This window comes from Tepidimonas fonticaldi (assembly GCF_001675355.1).
GTDB lineage: Bacteria > Pseudomonadota > Gammaproteobacteria > Burkholderiales > Burkholderiaceae_C > Tepidimonas > Tepidimonas fonticaldi.
In genome coordinates this window covers 189,777-209,576 of sequence record NZ_LZDH01000045.1, presented here as the reverse complement: position 1 = coordinate 209,576, position 19,800 = coordinate 189,777, and the positions used below count along the sequence as shown (strand labels likewise).

Below are 19,800 nucleotides of genomic sequence, written 5' to 3'. Positions count from 1 at the left end.
TCGCCAGTACCATGGCGGGCATGGAACCGACCGCCTCTTTGTCCCCCTCTTTGTTCGACCCGATCCGCGTCGGCGCCTGGACGCTGCCCAACCGCGTCGTGATGGCGCCGCTGACCCGCAACCGCGCCCCAGGCCAAGTGCCCACCGCGCTGATGGCCACCTACTACGCCCAGCGGGCCCGGCCCGACACCGGCGCGGGCCTGATCATCGCCGAGGCCACGCCGGTCTGCCCGGAAGGGCACGGCTATGCCGACACACCGGGGCTGCACACGCCGGAACAGGTGCGCGCCTGGCGCGCCGTCACCGACGCCGTGCATGCCGAGGGCGGGCACATCGTGGTGCAGCTCTGGCACGTGGGGCGCATTTCGCACGTGGCGCTGCAGCCGGGTGGCCAGCCGCCGGTGGCGCCTTCGGCCATCCGCGCCGCCGCCAAGACGTATCTGGTGCAGGACGTGGACGGCCGGCGCGTGGGCGGCTTCGTCGACGTCTCCGAGCCGCGGGCGCTGCGGCTGGACGAGCTGCCCGGCATCGTCGCCGCCTACCGCCAGGCCGCCCTCAACGCCATCGAAGCCGGCTTCGACGGCATCGAAATCCACGCTGCCAACGGCTACCTGCTGGACCAGTTTTTGCGCCGGGGCAGCAACCACCGCACCGACGCCTACGGCGGCCCCATCGAGCACCGGGCGCGGCTGCTGGGGGAGGTGATGACCGCCGTGACGCAGGCCATCGGCGGCGAGCGGGTGGGCATCCGCCTGTCGCCGGTGACGCCGGCCAACGACGCCCAGGACGACGATCCGCAGCCGCTGTTCGAGTACGTGGTGCGCCAGCTCGCCCCGCTGGGTCTGGCGTATGTGCATGTGATCGAAGGCCAGACCGGGGGCGCGCGCGACTACCAGCAAGGGCCGCAGCCGTTCGACTACGCCGCACTGCGCCGCGCCTACCGCGACGCGGGGGGAACGGGGGCCTGGATGGTCAACAACGGCTACGACCGCGCCCTGGCCGAGCAGGCCCTGGCCCAGGGGGCCGATCTGGTGGCCTTTGGCCGGCCGTTCATCGCCAACCCGGACCTCACGCGCCGCCTGCGCGAAGGCCTGCCGCTGAACCCCCTGCAGCGCGCCACGCTGTACGGTGGCGGTGCCGAGGGCTACACGGACTACCCGTTCGCCGCTTGAGCCGCAGACGACGTCGAGGTCAGGGTGCCTCGGCGTAGCGCGCCCATTCCCAGTCGGTCACGGCAGCGGCCCAGGCGTCCCACTCGGCCCACTTCAGGGTCAACCACTGCTCGCACACCGCCTCGCCCACGGCACGGCGCAGGGGGGCGTCGAGCGTCAGCGCCTCCAGCGCAGTCGCCAGGTCGCGCGGCAGGCGACCGGGCAGCGGCGCGCCCGCGCGGTGGCGGTCGTACAAATCGTCCGCGCACGGGGTCGGGGCCGGCAGGGCTAGGTCGATGCCGGACAGGCCGGCGGCAAGCGTGCCGGCCAGCGCCAGATACACGTTGCAGGCGGGATCGGGCAAGCGCCACTCCAGCCGCCCGGCCACGGCGCGGAGCAGGCAGGTGCGGTTGTTGTCGCCGATCGCCTTCCACACCGGGGCCCAGGTGGTGCCCGAGGCGCTGCGCCCGGCCGCCAGCCGCTTGTAGCTGTTGACGGTGGGCGCACACCACGCCGCCAACGCATCGGCGTGGTGCAGCAAGCCGGCCGCAAAGCGCGCCCCCAGCGGGCTGAGACCCAGCGGCGCCGTGGGATCGGCCATCAGCGCCCGCCCTTCGGCATCCGTCAGACTCAGGTGAAAGTGCAGCCCGCTGCCGGGGGCGTTGGCCAGCGGCTTGGGCATGGTGCTGAAGACGAAGCCGTGCCGGTCCGCCACCGCATGCGCGGTAAGCTTGAAGAGCTGGTAGCGGTCGGCCGCCGCCAGCGCCTCGTCGTGGCGGTAATTGATCTCGTACTGGCCGTTGGCGTCCTCGTGGTCGATCTGCTCGATTTCGAAACCCAGCGCGCCCAACGCCGTGCGCATGTCGTCCAGAAACCCCCGCTGGCGGTGGATGGCCTGCAGGTCGTAGGACGGTTTGTCGAGTCGGTCGAGGCCATCGCCCGCGCGCCAGCCGCCGTCCGGGCGGCGCTGGAGCAGAAAAAACTCGGGCTCGATGCCCACCCACGCCGTCCAACCCCGCGCGCGCAGCCGATCCAACTGCCGGCGCAGCACCTGACGCGAGCAGGTCTCCAGCGGCTCGCCCCCCGCATAGCCGTCGCACACGGCATGCGCCACCCCGGGCATGAAGGGCAGCGGGCGCAGACTGTCGGGCTGCACGCGGCCAAAATACTCGCTGCGCGCCCCCAGGCGGGGCAGGCCCGTGCCCCAGATGCTGGGGCCGGCAAAACCGGCCCCCTCGCGTACCCATTTGGGCAATGCCGCCAGCGGCACGAGTTTGCCCTTGGGTGCCCCCAGCAGGTCGGTGAACGTGGCCAGGATCGAATGGATGCCCTGTGCGGACAGCCGCTCGACCGTGGCATGCAGGGCAGCGTCGTGGTCCACGGTCACACCGGGCTGTCGATGCGAATCCAGGTCGTCTTGAGCTCGGTGTACTTGTCGAAGGCGTGCAGCGACTTGTCGCGCCCCACCCCGCTTTGCTTGAAGCCGCCAAACGGCACGGTGATGTCGTCCTCGTCGTACTGGTTGACGTGCACCGTGCCCGCGCGCAGGGCCCGCGCCACGCCGTGCGCCTTGTTCAGGTCGCGCGTCCACACCGCCGCCTGCAGGCCGTAGACATTGGCATTGGCCTGGCGGACCGCATCCGCCGCATCGGTGAAGGCGATCACCGACAGCACCGGGCCGAAGATCTCCTCGCGCGCGATGGTCATGTCGTTGGTCACGCCGTCGAAGATGGTCGGCTGCACATAGCAGCCGCCGGGCACCGGCTCCACCGCCTGCCCGCCGGCGAGCAGCCGGGCGCCCTCGGCCTGGCCCTGCTCGATGTAGCGCAACACGGTGTCGAGCTGGATGCGGTCCACGATCGCGCCCATGACGGTGTTCTTGTCCAGCGGATTGGCCGGCTGGTAGCGCGGCACCAGGGCCAGGGCTTTTTCCAGGAAGGCGTCCTTGATGGACGCCTCGACAAACAGACGCGAGGGGGCATTGCAGCTCTCGCCCTGGTTGAAAAAGATGCTGCCCACGGCCACCTCGACCGCGCGGTCCAGATCCGGGCAGTCGGCGAACACGATGTTGGGGGACTTGCCGCCCAGCTCGGTCCAGGCGCGCTTGAGGTTGCTCTGCCCGGCCATCACGTGGATCTGCTTGCCCACGCGCGTGCTGCCGGTAAACGCAATGCAGTCCACGTCCATGTGCAGCGCCAGCGCGCTGCCCGCCTCCGGCCCGTAGCCCGGCACGACGTTGAACACGCCCGGCGGAATGCCCGCTTCCAGCGCCAGCTCGGCCAGCCGCAGCGCCGTCAGCGGCGACTTTTCGCTGGGCTTGAGCACGACCGAATTGCCCGCGGCCAGGGCGGGCGCGATCTTCCACGCCGCCATGATCATGGGGTAGTTCCACGGCACGATGACCCCCACCACGCCGACCGGCTCGCGCGTGATCAGCGCCAGGGCCGTGTCGGGCGTCGGCGCGATCTCGTCGTACACCTTGTCCACCGCCTCGCCGTACCAGCGGATGCAGTTGGCGGCGCTGTTGACGTCCACGCCCTTGGCGTAGCGCAAGGGCTTGCCCATGTCCAGCGTCTCGGTCAGCGCCAGCTCGTCGCCGTGGGCCAGGATCAGCTCCGCGAAGCGGATGAGCACGCGCTTGCGCGCCGCCGGGGGCTTGCCCGCCCAGCGCCGGTCCTCGAACGCGGCGCGTGCGGCGGCCACCGCGGCGTCGATGTCGGCGGGCCCGCCGCGCGCCACGGCCGTCAGCAGCCGGCCATCCACGGGCGAGTGGCAGTCGAAGGTGCGGCCATCGGTCGCCTCGACGCGGCGACCGTCGATGAAGGCACGGCCATCCAGGGTCAGGGACGGGGTTTCGGGGGTCATGGTCATCCTCGCAAAGGGTGGAGCAATCCCGTCAGCGCACGCCCAGCGTCTTGGCCTCGGCCCGCGCGGCGGCGGCGATCTCGCGCTCGCGCCGGCGCGTGGCGCGCGCCACCCACACGGCGTAGCCGACGATGACGGTGGTGACGACGACGATCAGGATCGTCGCGGCGGCGTAGATGGTGGGATTGATGCCGCGGCGCGCGTAGCCGAAGATTACCTGCGGCAGCGTGTTGACGCCGGGGCCGGAGAGGAATTCGGAGATCACCACGTCGTCGAACGACAGCGTGAACGACAGCAGGAAGGCCGCCAGCACCGCCTGCGCGATGTTGGGCAGCGTGACAAGGAAGAACACCTGGTGCGGCCGCGCGCCCAGGTCCATCGCCGCCTCCTCGATGCGGCGGTCCATCTCCAGCAGGCGCGACTGCACCACCACCATCGCGTAGGCCATGCCCATCAGCGTGTGGCCCAGGATGATGGTCAGCATGCCGCGCTGCGGCCAGCCAAAGACGTTTTGCGCCCCCACCATCAGCAGCAGCAGCGACAGGCCGATGATGACCTCCGGCATCACCAGCGGCGCGTTGACCATGCCCGAGAACACGGTGCGCCCCCAGAAGCGCCGGTAGCGCACCAGCACGAAGGCGGCGAACGTGCCCAGCACCGCCGACAGCACGCCGGTGGTCAGCGCGACCTTCAGCGAGACGAAAAAGCCGTTGACGATCTTGCTGTCGGCCAGCAGCGCCTGGTACCAGCGCAGCGAAAAGCCGGTGAACACCGCGTCCTGCCGCGTGCTGTTGAACGAGAACACGATCATGAACAGCAGCGGCGCGTACAGAAACGCATAGACCAGCAGCAGCCAGCCCTTGCCAAAGTGGCGCGTGAGGATGTTGCCCATGGTGCGGTCCCCCGGTCCTCAGGACTGCCCGGCGGCGCGCTCGCCGCTGTAGCGGTAGTAGATGGCCAGCGGCACGACGATCAGCCCGATCATCACCACGGCGAGAGCGGCGGCGCGCGGCCAGTTGTTGGCGGCGAACATTTCGTCCCACACCACGCGGCCGATCATCAGGTTTTCCGGGCCGCCCAGCAGCGACGGGATGACGAACTCGCCCACCGACGGGATGAACACCAGCATGAAGCCGGCGATGATGCCGGCCTTGGACAGCGGCACCGTCACCAGCCAGAAGGCGCGCCAGGGCGTGGCGCCCAGGTCGTAGGCCGCCTCCAGCAGCCGCCAGTCGAGCTTGACCAGGTTGGCATACAGCGGCAGCACCATGAAAGGCAGATAGACGTAGGTCATGCCCACCAGCATCGAGACGTTGGTGTAGAGCATGTGCAGCGGCTCGTCGATCACGCCCAGCGCCATCAACAGGCGGTTGAGGATGCCGGCGTCGGCCAGGATGCCTTTCCACGCATAGACGCGCAGCAGGAACGAGGTCCAAAACGGCAGCATCACCATCAGCAGCAGCGCCGGGCGCACCGAGGCCGGGCTGCGCGCGATGAAATAGGCGAACGGATAGCCGATGACCAGGCACAGCGTGGCGGTGATGGCCGCGTACAGCAGCGAGCGGACGTAGGCCTCGATGTAGAGCGTCTGGAACAGCGGGCCGTCCCACTCGGCCTTGAAGATGGTCCAGTAGTTCTCGTACTTCAGGCGCAGCACGCCGGCCGTGGCATCCCACAGGGGCTGGAAGGGGTCGATCCCCGTGCCCATGTCCACGAAGCTGATGTACAGCAGGATCAGGAAGGGCAGGAAGAAGAACACCGTCAGCCAGCCGAACGGCACGGCGATGACGAAGCGGCGTCCCGGCACGGACAGCAGCGACGAGGCGGGGTTTTGGGCCATGGCGGTTCTCCGGGACGGGCGCCCTCAGTCGCGCAGCACGACACCGGCGGTGTCGCTCCACCAGAACCAGACCTCGTCGTCCCAGGTGATGTCCGACAGGTCGTGGCGCGAGGTGTTGGCCTCGGTGATGCGCACCTTCTTGCCCGCGGCGGTGACGACGATGTAGCTGTTGTAGGAGCCGAAGTAGGCGATCTCCTTGACGCGGCCCTGGAACAGGTTGCAGGTCACCCCTTCCGGGCGGGTCTTGGCGATATCGATCTTCTCCGGCCGCACGGCCACGCACAGCGGCATGCCGACGGTGCCCGTGGTGCCGTGGCCGACGTGGATATCGCCCAGCGGCGTGGTGACGGCGCAGTGGTCCGGCTCGTCGACGCTGAGGGTGCCGTCGAACAGGTTGACGCTGCCGATGAAGTCGGCGACGAACCGGTTGGCCGGGAATTCGTACATCTCCTGCGGCGTGCCGACCTGCAGCACGCGGCCCTTGCTCATGACGGCGATGCGGCTGGCCATGGTCATGGCCTCTTCCTGGTCGTGCGTGACCATCACGCAGGTCACGCCGACTTGCTCGATGATGTTGACCAGCTCGAACTGCGTCTGCTCGCGCAGCTTTTTGTCCAGCGCGCCCAGCGGCTCGTCCAGCAGCAGCAGCTTGGGCCGCTTGGCCAGGCTGCGCGCCAGCGCCACGCGCTGCTGCTGCCCGCCCGAGAGCTGGTGCGGCTTGCGCCGCGCATAGGGCGAGAGCTGCACCAGCGCCAGCATGTCGTCCACGCGCTTGGCGATCTCGGCCTTGGGCAGGCCCTCGCGCTTGAGGCCGAAAGCGATGTTCTCCCAGATGTCCAGGTGCGGAAAGAGCGCATAGCTCTGGAACATCATGTTGACCGGCCGTTCGTAGGGCGGCAGGCCCGCCACGTCCTGCCCGCCGAGCAGGATGCGGCCCGAGGTCGGCGTCTCGAAGCCCGCCAGCATGCGCAACAGGGTGGACTTGCCACACCCCGAGCTGCCCAGCAGCGCAAAGATCTCGCCCTTGCGCACCGACAGCGACACCTCGTCGACCGCCACCGCCTCGTCAAAGCGTTTGACGAGTTTTTCGGTGACCAGATAGTTCTCCTGCTCGCCTGGAGCACGGGGAGCTTCAGCCATGACGGATCACACTCCTGCAGGTCGGCCGGGGCCGACGGACAAATAAAACGGGCTGTTCATACACGGTGGCACGAACAGCCCGGGCTCATCGGCGGTGCGGGAGGACACCGCCTGGCATCACTTGCCGCGCTTGAACGCGTTGTAGGCCGAGGCCATGGCCTCGCGCGCCTCGTTGGTGTAGCTGCTCGGCTGGATCAGCTTGGGCATGTAGTCCGCCGGCGGGAAGATCGACGGGTTGTTGACCACCTCGGGCTTGATCTGGTCCTTGCCCTGGGTGTTGCCGGCGTTGTAGCCCATCTCGTTGGCCATCGCGGCGGCGTTTTCGGGCTTGAGGAAGAAGTTGATGAACGCGTGCGCGTTGTTCGGGTGCTTGGCGTCCTTCAGGATGGCCATCGTGTCGAAGAACGCCAGCGCGCCGGTGGAGGGCAGCAGCGCGACGATCTCGTCCTTGGAGCCGGTCTCGGCCGCACGGGCGGCGGCGATGTTGATGTCGCCGGCCCAGCCGATCGCCACGCAGGCCTTGCCGCTGGCGATGTCGTCGATCATCGTCGAGCTGAAGATGCGGATGTCTTTGCGCACCTTCAGCAGCATGTCCACCGCCGCCTTGTAGTCGGCCGGGTCGTTGGAATAGGCGTCTTTGCCGATGTAGTGCAGCGCCACCGGGATGATCTCGGTCGGCGAATCCAGGTAGGCGATGCCGCAGGACTTGACCTTGGCGGTGTACTTGGGGTCGAACACCAGGTCCCAGGCGTTGTCGGGCATGGGCATGTTGCCCAGCGCCTTGGCCAGCTTGGTCTTGTTGACGCCGACGGTGGTGAAGCTCCACGCCCAGGGCACGAGGTGCTGGTTGCCCGGGTCCACCTTGTCCAGCACCTTCAGGACACCGGCGTCGAGGTTGCCGTAGTTGGGGATCTTGGCTTTGTCCAACGGCTGGAACAGGCCGGCTTCGATTTGCGGCTTGGCGAACACGCTGCCCGGCACGACGATGTCGTAGCCGGTGTTGCCGGCCACCAGCTTGGCATGCAGCGCCTCGTTGGTCTCGAAGGTGTCGTAGTTGACCTTGATGCCGGTTTCCTTCTCGAAGGCCTCCAGCATGCCCTCGGGGATGTAGTCCGGCCAGTTGTAGATGTTGAGCACCTTCTCGGCATCCAGCACGGGGCCGGCGGGGGCCTGGGCGACGGCGGGGGCCGGCGCGGGGGCGGGTTGGGCGACGGGTTCTTCCTTCTTGCCGCAGCCGGCGACGAACGCGGCGGCCAGGGCCAGGGCCAACAAGCGCTTCTTCATGTCCACACTCCAGTCGAGAGTTTGAGGGGGTAAACGCAGAACGATTGCCAAGCAACAAACAGGCCGGTGCGGACTTGACCCACCACGACGCCCCTGGATGCTCGCGTGGGATTCTAGGACACCCCCCGCTCAGGTTTTGCCTTGCCGTCGCAAATCTGCCAGCGTGGCGTCGAGCGCGGTGCGGATGAGGCGGATCATTTCGTCGATATCGGCGCGGGTCATGACCAGCGGCGGGGCGATGATCATGCGGTCACCGACGGCGCGCATGACGACCCCCGTCTCGAAGCAGTGGCCGCGGCAGGTCATGCCCACGGCCCACTCCTCGGGGAAGCGCGCCAGCGTCGCCTTGTCCCGCACCAAAATGAGCCCCGCCACCAGGCCGCAGGTCTCGGCCACGCCCACCAGGGGGTGGTCGGTCAGCTCGGCAAAGCGCTGCGCCAGGTAGGGGCCGGTGTCCTCGCGCACGCGCTGGGGCAGCGCCTCGGCGGCCATGAGGTCCAGATTGGCCAGCCCCACCGCGCAGGCCACCGGGTGGCCGCTGTAGGTGTAGCCGTGGGTGAACTCGCCGCCGCTGTGCAGCACGCGGGCGATGCGCTCGTTGACCAGCACCCCCCCCAGCGGGATGTAACCGCTGGTCACCGCCTTGGCAAACGTCACCAGATCGGGCCGGGTGCCAAAGCGCTCGTAGGCAAACCAGTGGCCCAAGCGGCCAAAGGCGCAGATCACCTCGTCGGAGATGAGCAGGATGCCGTAGCGGTCGACGATGCGCTGGATTTCGGGCCAGTAGGTCTCGGGCGGGATGATGACGCCGCCGGCGCCCTGCACCGGCTCGGCGATGAAGGCCGCGACCTTGTCCGGGCCGACCTCCAGGATTTTTTCCTCCAGCCAGCGCGCGGCGCGCACGCCAAACTCGGCCGGCGTCTCGCCCGGCTCGCGCAGATCCCAGTAGTAGGGCTGCTGGATGTGGACGATGCCGGGGATGGGCAGGTCGCCCTGTTCGTGCATGCCCCCCATGCCGCCCAGCGACGCCGCGGCGACGGTGGAGCCGTGGTAGGCGTTCCAGCGGCTGATGATGACCTTGCGCTGCGGCTGGCCCATCAGATCCCAGTAGCGGCGCACCAGGCGCACATTGGTGTCGTTGGCCTCCGAGCCGCTGCTGGTGAAGAAGACGTGCGAAAACCGCCGCCCGTCCACCGGCGGGGCCAGTTCGGACAGCCGCGCCGCCAGCCGCACCGCCGGCTCGGTGGTGGTCTGGAAAAAGGTGTTGTAGAAGGGCAGCTCCAGCATCTGGCGGTAGGCGGCCTCGGCCAGGGGGCGCCGGCCGTAGCCCGCGTTGACGCACCACAGGCCGCTCATGCCGTCCAGGATGCGGTGACCCTCGGAGTCCCAGATGTAGATGCCCTCGGCGCGGGTGATGACGCGCGCGCCCTTGGCCGCCAGCGCCTGGTGGTCGGTGAAGGGGTGCAAAAAGTGCGCGCTGTCCAGCGCCTGCAGCTCGCGGGTGTGCGCGCTGGGCTGGGGCAGGCGGTCGGCGGGGGCATTCATGGGCGGACTCCTCGGGATGGTCGGTGCGGTCAGACGTGCAGCAGCAGGTGCTCACGCTCCCAGGGCGAGATCACTTTCATGAACTCCTCGAACTCGAGTTCCTTGATCTCGGTGTAAATCGTGATGAACTCCTCGCCCAGCACATGGTGCAAGTCGGGCTCGCGGCGCAGCCAGTCCAGCGCCTCGCCCAGACTGCGCGGCAGCGCATAGGCCGAGAGGTAGGCGTCGCCGCGCATCTCGGGCTTGGGTTTGATCTTGTTGACGAGGCCGAGATAGCCGCACGCCAGCGTCATGGCCATGGCGACGTAGGGGTTGGCGTCGGCGCCGATGACGCGGTTTTCGACGCGGCGCGCCTGCGGCGGCGCGATCGGCGAGCGGATGCCGACCGTGCGGTTGTCGTGGCCCCACTCGATGTTGATGGGCGCGGCGGTGTGGCGCGCCAGCCGCCGGTAGCTGTTGACGTAGGGCGCCACCAGCGCCATCGCGGCCGGGATGTAGCGCTGCAGCCCGCCGATGTAGTGCCCGAAGGCCTCGGACGGCGAGCCGTCCTCGTTGCTGAAGATGTTGCGCCCGGTGGCCTTGTCCACGATGCTTTGGTGGATGTGCATCGCGCTGCCCGGCTCGCCCGCGATGGGCTTGGCCATGAAGGTGGCGTACATGTCGTGGCGCAGGGCGGCCTCGCGCACGGTGCGCTTGAACAAGAACACCTCGTCCGCCAGCGCCAGCGGGTGGGAGTGGAAGAAGTTGATCTCCATCTGCCCGGCGCCGACCTCGTGGATCAGGGTGTCGACGTTGAGCTCCATCTTGTCGCAGTAGTCGTAGATCTCCTCGAACAGGGGATCGAACTCGTTGACCGCGTCGATGGAGTAGGCCTGGCGCGAGGTTTCGGCGCGTCCGCTGCGGCCGATGGGCGGGTGCAGCAGGGTGTTGGGGTCGGTGTTGCGCGCGGTGAGGTAGAACTCCAGCTCGGGCGCGACGACCGGCTCCAGGCCCATCGCCTCGTACAGGCCGCAGACGTGGCGCAGCACGCTGCGCGGCGCGTAGGGGATGAGCTTGCCGCTGTGGTCGAAACAGTCGTGGATGACCTGCGCGGTCGGGTCGCTGGCCCACGGGACGATGCGCGCCGTGGTCGGGTCCGGGCGCAGCTGCATGTCGCGGTCGGTGGGCTCGATGACGTCGTAGTACGGCCCGCTCTTGGGCTGCTCGCCGGTCACGCTCATGGCCACGATGGCCTGAGGCAGGCGCATGCCGCGGTCTTCGGTGAATTTCTCGCGCGGCAGGATCTTGCCGCGCGCCACGCCGGTCAGGTCGGGGACCAGGCACTCGACTTCGGTGACGCGCCGCTCGTTGAGCCACTGCTCGAGATCGTTGAAGGATTTGAGGTCTTTGGAACTGCTCATGGGTTGCTCCGTTGCCCGGGGGGTGGCGCCAGGGCCGGCAGGGCCTGCGGCGCCCGCGGGGGTTGCCCGGTCATTCTGGCCTCAAGCATGGCCGAAAACCAGAACCGGGCCCAGGGAACAGCCTAAGGGAGTTCGGGCGCGGCGGCAAAGGCGCGCGCATCGGCCTCGCGGCGCGCGCGGCGCTGGCGCAGCGCCTCGCCAAAGGCGCGGAAGATGGCGCTGGACAGCGGGTCGTCCCAGCAGCGCCACTCGGGGTGCCACTGGACAGCCAGCGCAAAGGCGTGCGCATGGTCGAATTCGACGGCTTCGATCAGCCCGTCGGGCGCATGCGCCACGGCCCGCAGGCCCGGCGCCAAACGGCGGATGCCCTGCCCGTGCAACGAATTGACGCGCACCGTGGGCGCGCCACCCGCCAACCGGTACAGCAGGCTGTCGGGCTGCAGCGTCACCTCGTGGCGCGGGCCGTACTGTTCGTCGAGCGGGGCGGCTTTGGGCTCGCGGTGATCCAAATGCCCGGGCAGGGCGTGGACCGCTTGGTGCAGGCTGCCGCCGAGGGCGACGTTGATCTCCTGAAAGCCGCGGCAGATGCCCAGCAGCGGGATGCCCCCGGCCAGCGCATGGCGCACCACGGCCAGAGTGACCTCATCGCGCGCCTCGTCCAGCGGCAGCGCCGGATCGGCGACGGCCTCGCCGAAGTGGCGCGGGTGCACGTTGGACGGCGAGCCGGTCAAGACGACCCCGTCCACGCCGGCCAACAGCGCCGGGACGTCGGCGGCATCCGCCAGCGGAAACATGACCGGCTGGGCCTGCGCGCCCACCTTGACCGCGCGGGCGTATTTGTCGCCCAGCAGCAAAAACGGCATGGCGTGGTCGTGGTCGCCGAGCAGGCGGTGGTCCGCCGGCATCCAGACGAGGGGGGTGGACGGGAAGGCAAGCATGTTCAGAACCATTCTGGCGGCCGATTGGGTGCACAATTGGTGCCATTTGACCCCACGGCATGGGGCCAATTGACCGGGCGCAACGCCGGTGCCAGGACGTTTTCGTATGACCCAATCCTCCGCCCTGCTGGCCGATTTTTTGCTGACCGAAATGGCCCGCCCCGACGGCCCGGCCGGCCCCGGGGGCGGACTGCCGCTGAACCGGCGGCTGTACGAGGCGCTGCGCCGCGCCATGCTGGACGGGCGGCTGTCCGCGGGCGACCGTCTGCCCTCCAGCCGCGAGCTGGCGCAGGATCTGCGGCTGTCGCGCAACACCGTGGTGGCGGCGCTGGAGCAACTGGGGGCCGAGGGCTATCTGATCAGCCGGGTGGGCAGCGGCACCTATGTGCACGACCAACTGCCGCAGACTGTCCCGGTCGCCCGGCGCGGGGGGGCGGGTGCCACCACGCGGCTGCCGGGCCTGTCGGCGCGCGGACGGGTGCTGGCCGAGCACTACGGCGCGCGGGAGCTGGAGATCCAGCCCTTCACCCCGGGGACGGCGGATTTCAGCGCCTTTCCGGTGGCGCTGTGGCAGCGGCTGCAAAACCGGCACTGGCGCAGCGCGCGGCCCGAGATGCTGGACTACACCACCTCGGGCGGATACGGGCCGCTGCGGCGTGCGGTGGCGGACTATCTGCGCGTCTCGCGCAGCGTGCGGCTGGACCCGGAGCAGGTGCTCATCACCACCGGCACGCAGCAGTCGCTGGAGCTGTGCGCGCGGCTGCTGGCCGATGCGGGCGACACCGTGTGGATCGAGGACCCGGCCTACTGGGGCGCGATCAAGGCCTTCACCGCCTGCGGGCTGCGGCTGCAGCCCATCCCGGTGGACGCCGAGGGGCTGGCGCCCCCGGCGACGGCCGACGCCACGCCCCGGCTGATCTATGTCACCCCGTCGCACCAGTACCCGACGGGCGCGGTAATGTCGCTGGTGCGCCGGCGTGCGCTGCTGGCGCAGGCCGCGCGCGCCGATGCCTGGGTGCTGGAGGACGACTACGACAGCGAGTTTCGCTTCGACGGCGCGCCGATCGCGTCGCTCGCCGGACTGGACGACGACGGCCGGGTCTGTTACCTGGGCACGTTTTCCAAGGTGCTGTACCCGGGGCTGAAGCTGGGCTATCTGGTGGCCCCGCGCGGCCTGGTGGAGGCGTTTCGCCAGGCGCACTACGACCTGCACCGCCCCGGCCAACTGCCGCTGCAGGCAGCGCTGGCGGAGTTCATCGAAATGGGCCACTTCGCCGCCGCGCTGCGGCGCACGCGCCAGACCTACGCCGGCCGGCGCGCGCAGTTGCTGCATGCGCTGGCCCCGCTGCTGGATGCCGAGGGCGTGCACATCACCGGCGCGGCCCAGGGGCTGCACCTGTGCCTGCGGCTGCCGCTGACGGTGGACGACCGCGCCGTGGCGGACGCCCTGGCGGCCGAGGGCATTTCGGTGCGGCCGCTGTCGGCCTATTGCCTGCAGCGGCGCGACCTGCGCGGGCTGCTGATCGGCTATGGCTACGCCCAGCCGGCGCAGATCGAGCCGAGCGCGCGCCGCATCGTGGCGGCGGTGCGCCGCGCGCTGCACTGACCGCCCTGCGAGCCGGACCAGCGCTCACCCCCCCAGCGCATCGCGCCAGCGGTGCCACGCCATGCCGAGCGCCAGCACCGGGGTGCGCAGCCACGGCCCGCCCGGAAAGGCGTGGTGGCGCAGCCGCGCGAACAGATCGAAGCGCTCGGACTGCTCCGTGATCGCCTCGGCCACCAGGCGCCCGGCCAGGCCGGTCAGCGCCACCCCGTGCCCGCTGAAGCCCTGCAGGTAGTACAGGCGCTGCCCCACGCGGCCGAAGTCGGGGGCACGGTTCATGGTGATGTCCACGAAGCCCCCCCACAGATGGGCCGTGGGCGTGCCCGCCAGTTGCGGAAACACCGCCAGCAGGCGCTGGTGCATCGTCTCGCGCAGACGCAGCGGCGTCATGGTGGTGTAGCTGACGCGCCCGCCAAACAGCAACCGGTCGTCGGCGCTGAGGCGGAAATAATCCAACACCACGTTGTTGTCGCACACGGCCGCGCGGCCCGGGATCAGGGACGCGGCCAGCGCGCGCGGCAGCGGCTCGGTCGCCAGGATGTAGGTGCCCACCGGCATGATGCGCGGGTGGATGTCGGCCAGCACCCCGGGGCCGTGTTCGGCCAGGGTGCAGTTGCCGGCGACGACGGCAAACTCCGCCTCCACCACGCCCGCATCGGTGTGGGCCGCCACGCCGTCGGCGTGGCGCTGCAGCCGGCGCACGGGGCTGTGTTCGTGCAGCACGGCCCCGGCCGACTGGGCCGCGCGCGCCAGCCCCAGCGCGTATTTGAGCGGGTGCAGATGGCCGGAAACGGTCTCGTACGCCGCAGCGACGTAGCGCGGGCTGTCGATGTGGCGGCGCACCTCGGCCCCTTCGACCCAGGTCGTGGCCAGTCCGTAGTCGCGCGCCAGCGCCTCCATCTCGGCGCGCAGCGCGCGGGCCTTGCGCGGGCGATCGGCGACGTACAGGTAGCCGTGCTCGCGGTCGCAATCGATGCCGTGGCGCGCGATGCGCTCGTCGATCAAACGCACCGCTTCCAGCGACCCCTCCCAGGCGGCGCGGGCGGCGGCCCGCCCGAGCTGGCTCTCGAACACGCCCATGCCGCAGGCATAGCCGACGATGGCCTGGCCGCCGTTGCGCCCGCTGGCACCGGCGCCGATGCGATCGGCCTCCAGCAGGACCACGCGGCGCCCGCGCTCGGCCAGTTCCAGCGCCGCGCTCAGGCCCGCAAAGCCCCCGCCCACCACCACCACGTCGGCGCGCTGGCGGCCGGCCAGCGCGGGCTGTGCCGGTGGCCGCACCACGCTGGCTTCGTAGTAGCTGTCGGTGTTGAGCTGGGTGTCGGAACGCAGCAGGGAGGGGCGCAGCATGGGGCGGAGGAGTCATCGGCCCGACAGGGGCCCGGCGGGCAGGGACGATACCGCGCCCGCCCCGCGGGCCAGGGTGCCAATCGGCCCAGGCGGCAAGGCGCCAACGCCCCGGCCGTCACCGCGCGAGCGCCTCGCGGCGGCCGGCGTCTGCCTACGTCCGCAGCAGCGTCGCCGTCTCGTGCGTCAGCTCGTCCAAAAAGGCCCGCGTGCGCGCCGGCAGGTGGCGGCGGCTGGGCAGCGCGGCGTAGAGGGACCAGTGGTCCGTGACCCAGCCGTCGAGCACGCGCACCAGCTCGCCGCTGGCCAGCCGGTGCGCGACCAGATCCAGCGAGACCGCCAGAATGCCGCCGCCCTCCAGCGCCATGCGCAGCAGCGCCTCGACATGGTTGCTGCAGGCGACGGGCTCCACCGCCACCCGGCTGACGGCGTCCGGCTGGTCGGCGCGCCACAGGGTCCACGCGTGGGCGTGCTGCCCCGGGGGGCGGTAGCGCAGACAGTGGTGGTGCATCAGATCCTCGGGCCGGGTCGGCCGCCCGACGCGCTGCAGATAGGCCGGCGCGGCGACCAGCGCGCTCACCCCGCTGGCGATGCGGCGCGCGATCAGGCCCGTATCCACCGTGCCTTCCACGGCAAACAGCGCCACGTCGTGCTCTTCCACCGAGGGGACGGCGTAGCTCTCGACATCCACCTCGACGCGCAGGGCGGCGTGCCGCGCCGTCAGCCGCGGCACGACCGGGGCCACCAGCACGCTGGCCAGCACCGGCGTGGCCAGCACCCGCAGCACACCGGCCACCGTCTGGCTGCGCTGGCTCACCAGAGCGTCGGCCTCGTCCAAATCGGCCAGGATGCGCCGCACCCGCTCCAGATAGGCGGCGCCCTCGTCGGTCAAGACCACGCGGCGCGTCGTGCGCTGCAGCAGGCGCACGCCCAGTTGCGCTTCGAGGTCGGCGACCATGCGCGTCACGCTGGCGGCCGACAGATCGAGGGCGCGCGCGGCGGCGGCAAAGCCACCGGCATCGGCCACCGCCTGGAAGACGCGAAGGGATTGAAGCCGGTCCATGGGTAGATTGTCGATGTTTATTTCTAAATCTGCAATATTGCATTCTTGGCAAAGAGGTTTATCGACAAATCTTTCGTTAGTACAGTTCATTCCACGGGCTGCATCAACGGCCCTCTCCAGCAATCTCTCTCTGTCCAGACGAAAGGAAACGCCATGAACCGCTTCTCTCTGCGCACCCTGATCGCCACCTCGCTGCTGGCCGCGACCGCCGCCGCATCGGCCGCGAGCTTCCCCGTCGCATCGGGCGAGTTCTCCGCCGCCGACGTGGCCGCCTCGAACACGGCCCAGCCGGTGCGCGCCGCCCGCGCCACGACCACCGAAGGCCGCACCCGCGCCGAAGTGCGAGCCGAGTTGGAAGCCGCGCGCTACCGCGGTGAGCTGCCGTTCGACGGCGAGACGGGCCGCACCTACCGCGACGTCTTCCCCGACCGCTATCCGCTGCCCGAGTGCCGTTGACGCGCTGGCGCGCTGTCATCGGTCTGTCACGCCCTCGGTCGAAGATGGCGGCCTCTTCACGCAAGACGACGACGCACCATGGCCAAAGACTTCGACCTGATGGAAGACTCCAACCGCAGCGCCAACCCGACCATCCACGAGGTGTCGGACCCGGCGCGGCGCATTTTCGTGCGCGGCGCGCTGGCCAGCGCCACCGCCGCGCTGTTTGGCGGCGGCCTGCTGGCGGGCTGCGCCAGCACCGGTGGCCCCAACGCCGCGGCCCTGGGGCGCGGCATCGGCTTTGCCAGTGTGCCCATGCGCGACGTCGACGAGGTGCTGGTGCCCCCGGGCTACACCGCGCGCGTGCTCAACCGCTGGGGCGATGCGGTGGGCGTGGCCGGCAAGATGCCGGCATTCAAGACCGACGGCTCCAACACCGCCGAGGAGCAGGCCCTGCAAGCCGGCATGCACCACGACGGCATGAGCTACTTCCCGCTCGATGGCAGCAAGCGCGGGCTGCTGGCCATCAACCACGAGTACACCGATGACGGCCTGCTGCACCCGGACGGCATGAAGACCTGGAGCGCCGAGAAGGTGCGCAAGGCGCAGGCCGCGCACGGCGTGTCGATCATCGAGATCGAAGCCGGCCCGAACGGCTGGCGCCAGGTGCTGCCGTCCAAGTACGCGCGCCGCATCACCGCGACCACGCCGATGCTGATCAGCGGCCCGGCCGCCGGCCACACCTGGATGAAGACCGCGGCCGACCCGACGGGCACGCGGGTGCTGGGCACGATCAACAACTGCGCCAACGGCCAGACCCCCTGGGGCACCTACCTGACCTGCGAAGAAAACTTCATCAACTACTTCCACGGCCCGGACCAGCCCGATGCGCACGGCAAGCGCTGGGGCCTGAAGAAAGACGGCGCCGGCTACCGCTGGCACGAATTCGACGAACGCTTCGACGCCACCCGGCACCCCAACGAGCCGAACCGTTTTGGCTGGGTGGTCGAAATCGACCCCATGGACCCGACCATGACGCCGATCAAGCGCACGGCGCTCGGCCGCGCGGCGCACGAGGGCGCCGCGGTGGCGCTGACCGACGACGGCCGCGCCGTGGTGTACATGGGCGAGGACGCGCGCTTCGAATACATCTACAAGTTCGTCAGCCGCGACCGCGTCAAGCCGGGCGGCTTTGCGGCCAACCGCGACCTGCTCGACCACGGCACGCTGTATGTGGCCAAGTTCAACGCCGACGGCAGCGGCGAGTGGCTGCCGCTGGTGCACGACCGCGGTCCGCTGACCGCCGCCAACGGCTTTGCCAACCAGGGCGCGGTGCTGATCCAGGCGCGGCAAGCCAGCGACGCCCTGGGCGCCACCAAGATGGACCGCCCGGAATGGACCGCCGTGGACCCGATCAGCAAAGAGGTCTATTGCACCCTGACCAACAACAGCAACCGCGGCCGCGACAAGAGCCCCGGTGCGGATGCGGCCAACCCGCGCGCCAACAACACCATGGGCCACATCATCCGCTGGAAGGAAAGCGGTGACCTAGACGCCACCCGCTTCACGTGGAACCACTTCGTGATGGCGGGCGACCCGTCGCTGCCGCGCGCCGAGGCCAAGGGCAACATCCGCGGCGACATCTTCGGCAGCCCGGATGGGTTGTGGGTCGATCCGCGCGGCGTGCTGTGGATCCAGACCGACGTGTCCACCTCGACGCTGGGCAAGGGCGACTATGCCAACCTGCCCAACAACCAGATGCTGGCCTGCGACCCGACCAAGGGCGAGATCCGCCGCTTCCTGGTCGGCCCGCGCGGCTGCGAGGTCACCGGCATCGCGATGACGCCGGACCTGCGCACGATGTTCATCAACATCCAGCACCCGGGCGAAAGCCCCAGCGAGCGCAGCGACCCGGACGCGCCGACCAAGTACTCGCGCTGGCCGGACGGCGGCCGTCCGCGCTCGGCCACCGTCGTCATCACCAAGAACGACGGCGGCGTCATCGGCCTGTGACCACCGGGCGGACACCCGGTCCGTTCGCCCCGATCTGTCGGCCCCTCGGGGCCGGTTTTGTTGAGGAGCCCGACCCCATGCGTTTTCCCCTTTTGCCCCTGGCGTGGCGCGGCGCCGTCGCCGCCACGGCCGTGCTGCTGGCCGGCACCGTCGCGGCCCAGACCGTGCGCTTCGTCGCGCTGGGCGACATGCCCTATGGCCCCCCTGACAAGAGCTATCCGCCCTACCGCGCGCTGATCGAGCGCGTCAACGCGCTGCAGCCGGCCTTCACCGTCCACGTCGGCGACTTCAAGGCCGGCTCCACGCTGTGCAGCAACGAGGAGTTTTCCGCCCAGCTGGAGCACTTTGGCCGCTACCGCGGTGCCGTGGTCTATACCCCGGGCGACAACGAGTGGACCGACTGCCACCGCGCCAACAACGGCAGCTACGACCCGCTGGAGCGCCTGGCCACGCTGCGCCAGCGCTTCTACACCCCCGGCCGATCGCTCGGCCAGCAGCCCATCGCGGTGGAAAACCAGTCCACCGTCATGCCCGCCTTCGCGCCCTATGTGGAAAACCAGCGCTGGTGGGCCGGCGACGTGCTGTTCGTCGCCGTGCACATCGTCGGCAGCAACAACAACTTCGAGACGCGCGACCCCAAGGCCGTGGCGGAATTTTTCGAGCGCGACCGCGCCAACGTCGCCTGGCTGCGCGCTGCCTTCGAACTGGCGCAGCAGCGCAACGCGCGCGCCATGGTGGTGGCCATGCAGGCCGACCCGTTCGACAACCAGCAGCCGGTGGAGACGTTCCCGCGCCACTCGGGCTTTGCCGCCAGCATCGGCGACACGCTGGTGCCGCTGGCGGCGCAGTGGGGCCGTCCGGTCCTGCTGATCCACGGCGACAGCCATGTGCTGGCCTTCGACAACCCCTTCAAGCACCGGAAAAAGCCGGTGCTGAACCTGACACGCCTGCAGGTGCCGGGCGCGGCCGACGTGCGCGCGGTGGAGGTGAGCGTCGATCCGGCGTCGTCGCAGCCGTGGACCATCCAGGTCTTTGACGCCCAGCCTTGAGGCGCGTGTGAAGCCCGATGACGTTGTTTATGAACAACATTCGGGTCATCACGAATTGACTTAACATCACCGTCATCAGGGGCCGGTGCAATAGCCCCTGTGGTTCGGCCCTCCGGGCCACCCATCC

The 19,800-nt window shown here is 69.7% G+C and carries 16 protein-coding genes; 5 read left to right on the top strand and 11 right to left on the bottom strand.

Features of this window, described 5'->3' with window-relative positions:
* The first annotated feature begins 20 nt into the window (after positions 1-20).
* Positions 21-1,172, top strand: a complete 1,152-nt coding sequence (locus tag A9O67_RS05120; protein ID WP_068608028.1) for an alkene reductase — start codon at positions 21-23, stop codon at positions 1,170-1,172.
* 19 nt (positions 1,173-1,191) lie between these two features.
* Here the strand turns inward: A9O67_RS05120 and A9O67_RS05115 are convergent, their stop codons facing one another.
* From A9O67_RS05115 to A9O67_RS05075, 9 genes are all read right to left on the bottom strand, one after another.
* Positions 1,192-2,532 carry a glutamine synthetase family protein gene (locus tag A9O67_RS05115; protein WP_197484437.1) on the bottom strand — a complete coding sequence of 447 codons (1,341 nt, stop codon included), beginning with the start codon at positions 2,530-2,532 and terminating at the stop codon, positions 1,192-1,194.
* A 2-nt stretch (positions 2,533-2,534) separates the two neighbouring features.
* Positions 2,535-4,016: an aldehyde dehydrogenase gene (locus A9O67_RS05110; RefSeq protein ID WP_231960218.1), complete on the bottom strand. Its 1,482-nt coding sequence runs from the start codon at positions 4,014-4,016 to the stop codon at positions 2,535-2,537.
* Positions 4,017-4,047: 31 nt separating this feature from the next.
* Positions 4,048-4,908: an ABC transporter permease gene (locus A9O67_RS05105; protein WP_068608024.1), complete on the bottom strand. Its 861-nt coding sequence runs from the start codon at positions 4,906-4,908 to the stop codon at positions 4,048-4,050.
* An 18-nt stretch (positions 4,909-4,926) separates the two neighbouring features.
* The gene (locus A9O67_RS05100) at positions 4,927-5,856 is read right to left on the bottom strand and encodes an ABC transporter permease (RefSeq protein ID WP_068608022.1); all 930 of its coding nucleotides are present in this window, start codon (positions 5,854-5,856) and stop codon (positions 4,927-4,929) included.
* 24 nt (positions 5,857-5,880) lie between these two features.
* Entirely contained in the window at positions 5,881-6,996 is a 1,116-nt protein-coding gene (locus A9O67_RS05095; protein WP_068608019.1) for an ABC transporter ATP-binding protein, read from the bottom strand.
* Between the two features lie 117 nt (positions 6,997-7,113).
* A complete protein-coding gene (locus tag A9O67_RS05090) occupies positions 7,114-8,280 on the bottom strand; it encodes an extracellular solute-binding protein (RefSeq protein WP_068608017.1) in 1,167 nt (388 codons plus the stop codon).
* A 129-nt stretch (positions 8,281-8,409) separates the two neighbouring features.
* Complete coding sequence (locus A9O67_RS05085) at positions 8,410-9,825, bottom strand: aspartate aminotransferase family protein (RefSeq protein WP_068608015.1); 1,416 nt, start codon at positions 9,823-9,825, stop codon at positions 8,410-8,412.
* A gap of 29 nt (positions 9,826-9,854) precedes the next feature.
* Positions 9,855-11,225, bottom strand: a complete 1,371-nt coding sequence (locus tag A9O67_RS05080; protein WP_068608013.1) for a glutamine synthetase family protein — start codon at positions 11,223-11,225, stop codon at positions 9,855-9,857.
* Positions 11,226-11,347: 122 nt separating this feature from the next.
* A complete protein-coding gene (locus tag A9O67_RS05075) occupies positions 11,348-12,163 on the bottom strand; it encodes a gamma-glutamyl-gamma-aminobutyrate hydrolase family protein (protein ID WP_156682252.1) in 816 nt (271 codons plus the stop codon).
* Between the two features lie 124 nt (positions 12,164-12,287).
* On the opposite strand from A9O67_RS05075, the gene pdxR reads away from it, so the two are divergent.
* Entirely contained in the window at positions 12,288-13,769 is a 1,482-nt protein-coding gene (gene pdxR, locus A9O67_RS05070; protein WP_082955395.1) for a MocR-like pyridoxine biosynthesis transcription factor PdxR, read from the top strand.
* Between the two features lie 24 nt (positions 13,770-13,793).
* Here the strand turns inward: pdxR and A9O67_RS05065 are convergent, their stop codons facing one another.
* Complete coding sequence (locus tag A9O67_RS05065; RefSeq protein WP_068608009.1) at positions 13,794-15,116, bottom strand: NAD(P)/FAD-dependent oxidoreductase; 1,323 nt, start codon at positions 15,114-15,116, stop codon at positions 13,794-13,796.
* 151 nt (positions 15,117-15,267) lie between these two features.
* Complete coding sequence (locus A9O67_RS05060) at positions 15,268-16,176, bottom strand: LysR family transcriptional regulator (protein ID WP_068608007.1); 909 nt, start codon at positions 16,174-16,176, stop codon at positions 15,268-15,270.
* A 153-nt stretch (positions 16,177-16,329) separates the two neighbouring features.
* Between A9O67_RS05060 and A9O67_RS05055 the strand changes: the two genes are divergently transcribed.
* The 3 genes from A9O67_RS05055 (at position 16,330) to A9O67_RS05045 (ending at position 19,673) form a co-directional block, all read left to right on the top strand.
* A complete protein-coding gene (locus tag A9O67_RS05055; RefSeq protein WP_068608005.1) occupies positions 16,330-16,632 on the top strand; it encodes a DUF4148 domain-containing protein in 303 nt (100 codons plus the stop codon).
* 78 nt (positions 16,633-16,710) lie between these two features.
* Complete coding sequence (locus A9O67_RS05050; protein ID WP_068608003.1) at positions 16,711-18,624, top strand: PhoX family protein; 1,914 nt, start codon at positions 16,711-16,713, stop codon at positions 18,622-18,624.
* Between the two features lie 77 nt (positions 18,625-18,701).
* Positions 18,702-19,673 (top strand): metallophosphoesterase, encoded by a 972-nt coding sequence (locus A9O67_RS05045; RefSeq protein WP_068608002.1) that lies wholly within the window; start codon positions 18,702-18,704, stop codon positions 19,671-19,673.
* Positions 19,674-19,800 lie beyond the last annotated feature (127 nt).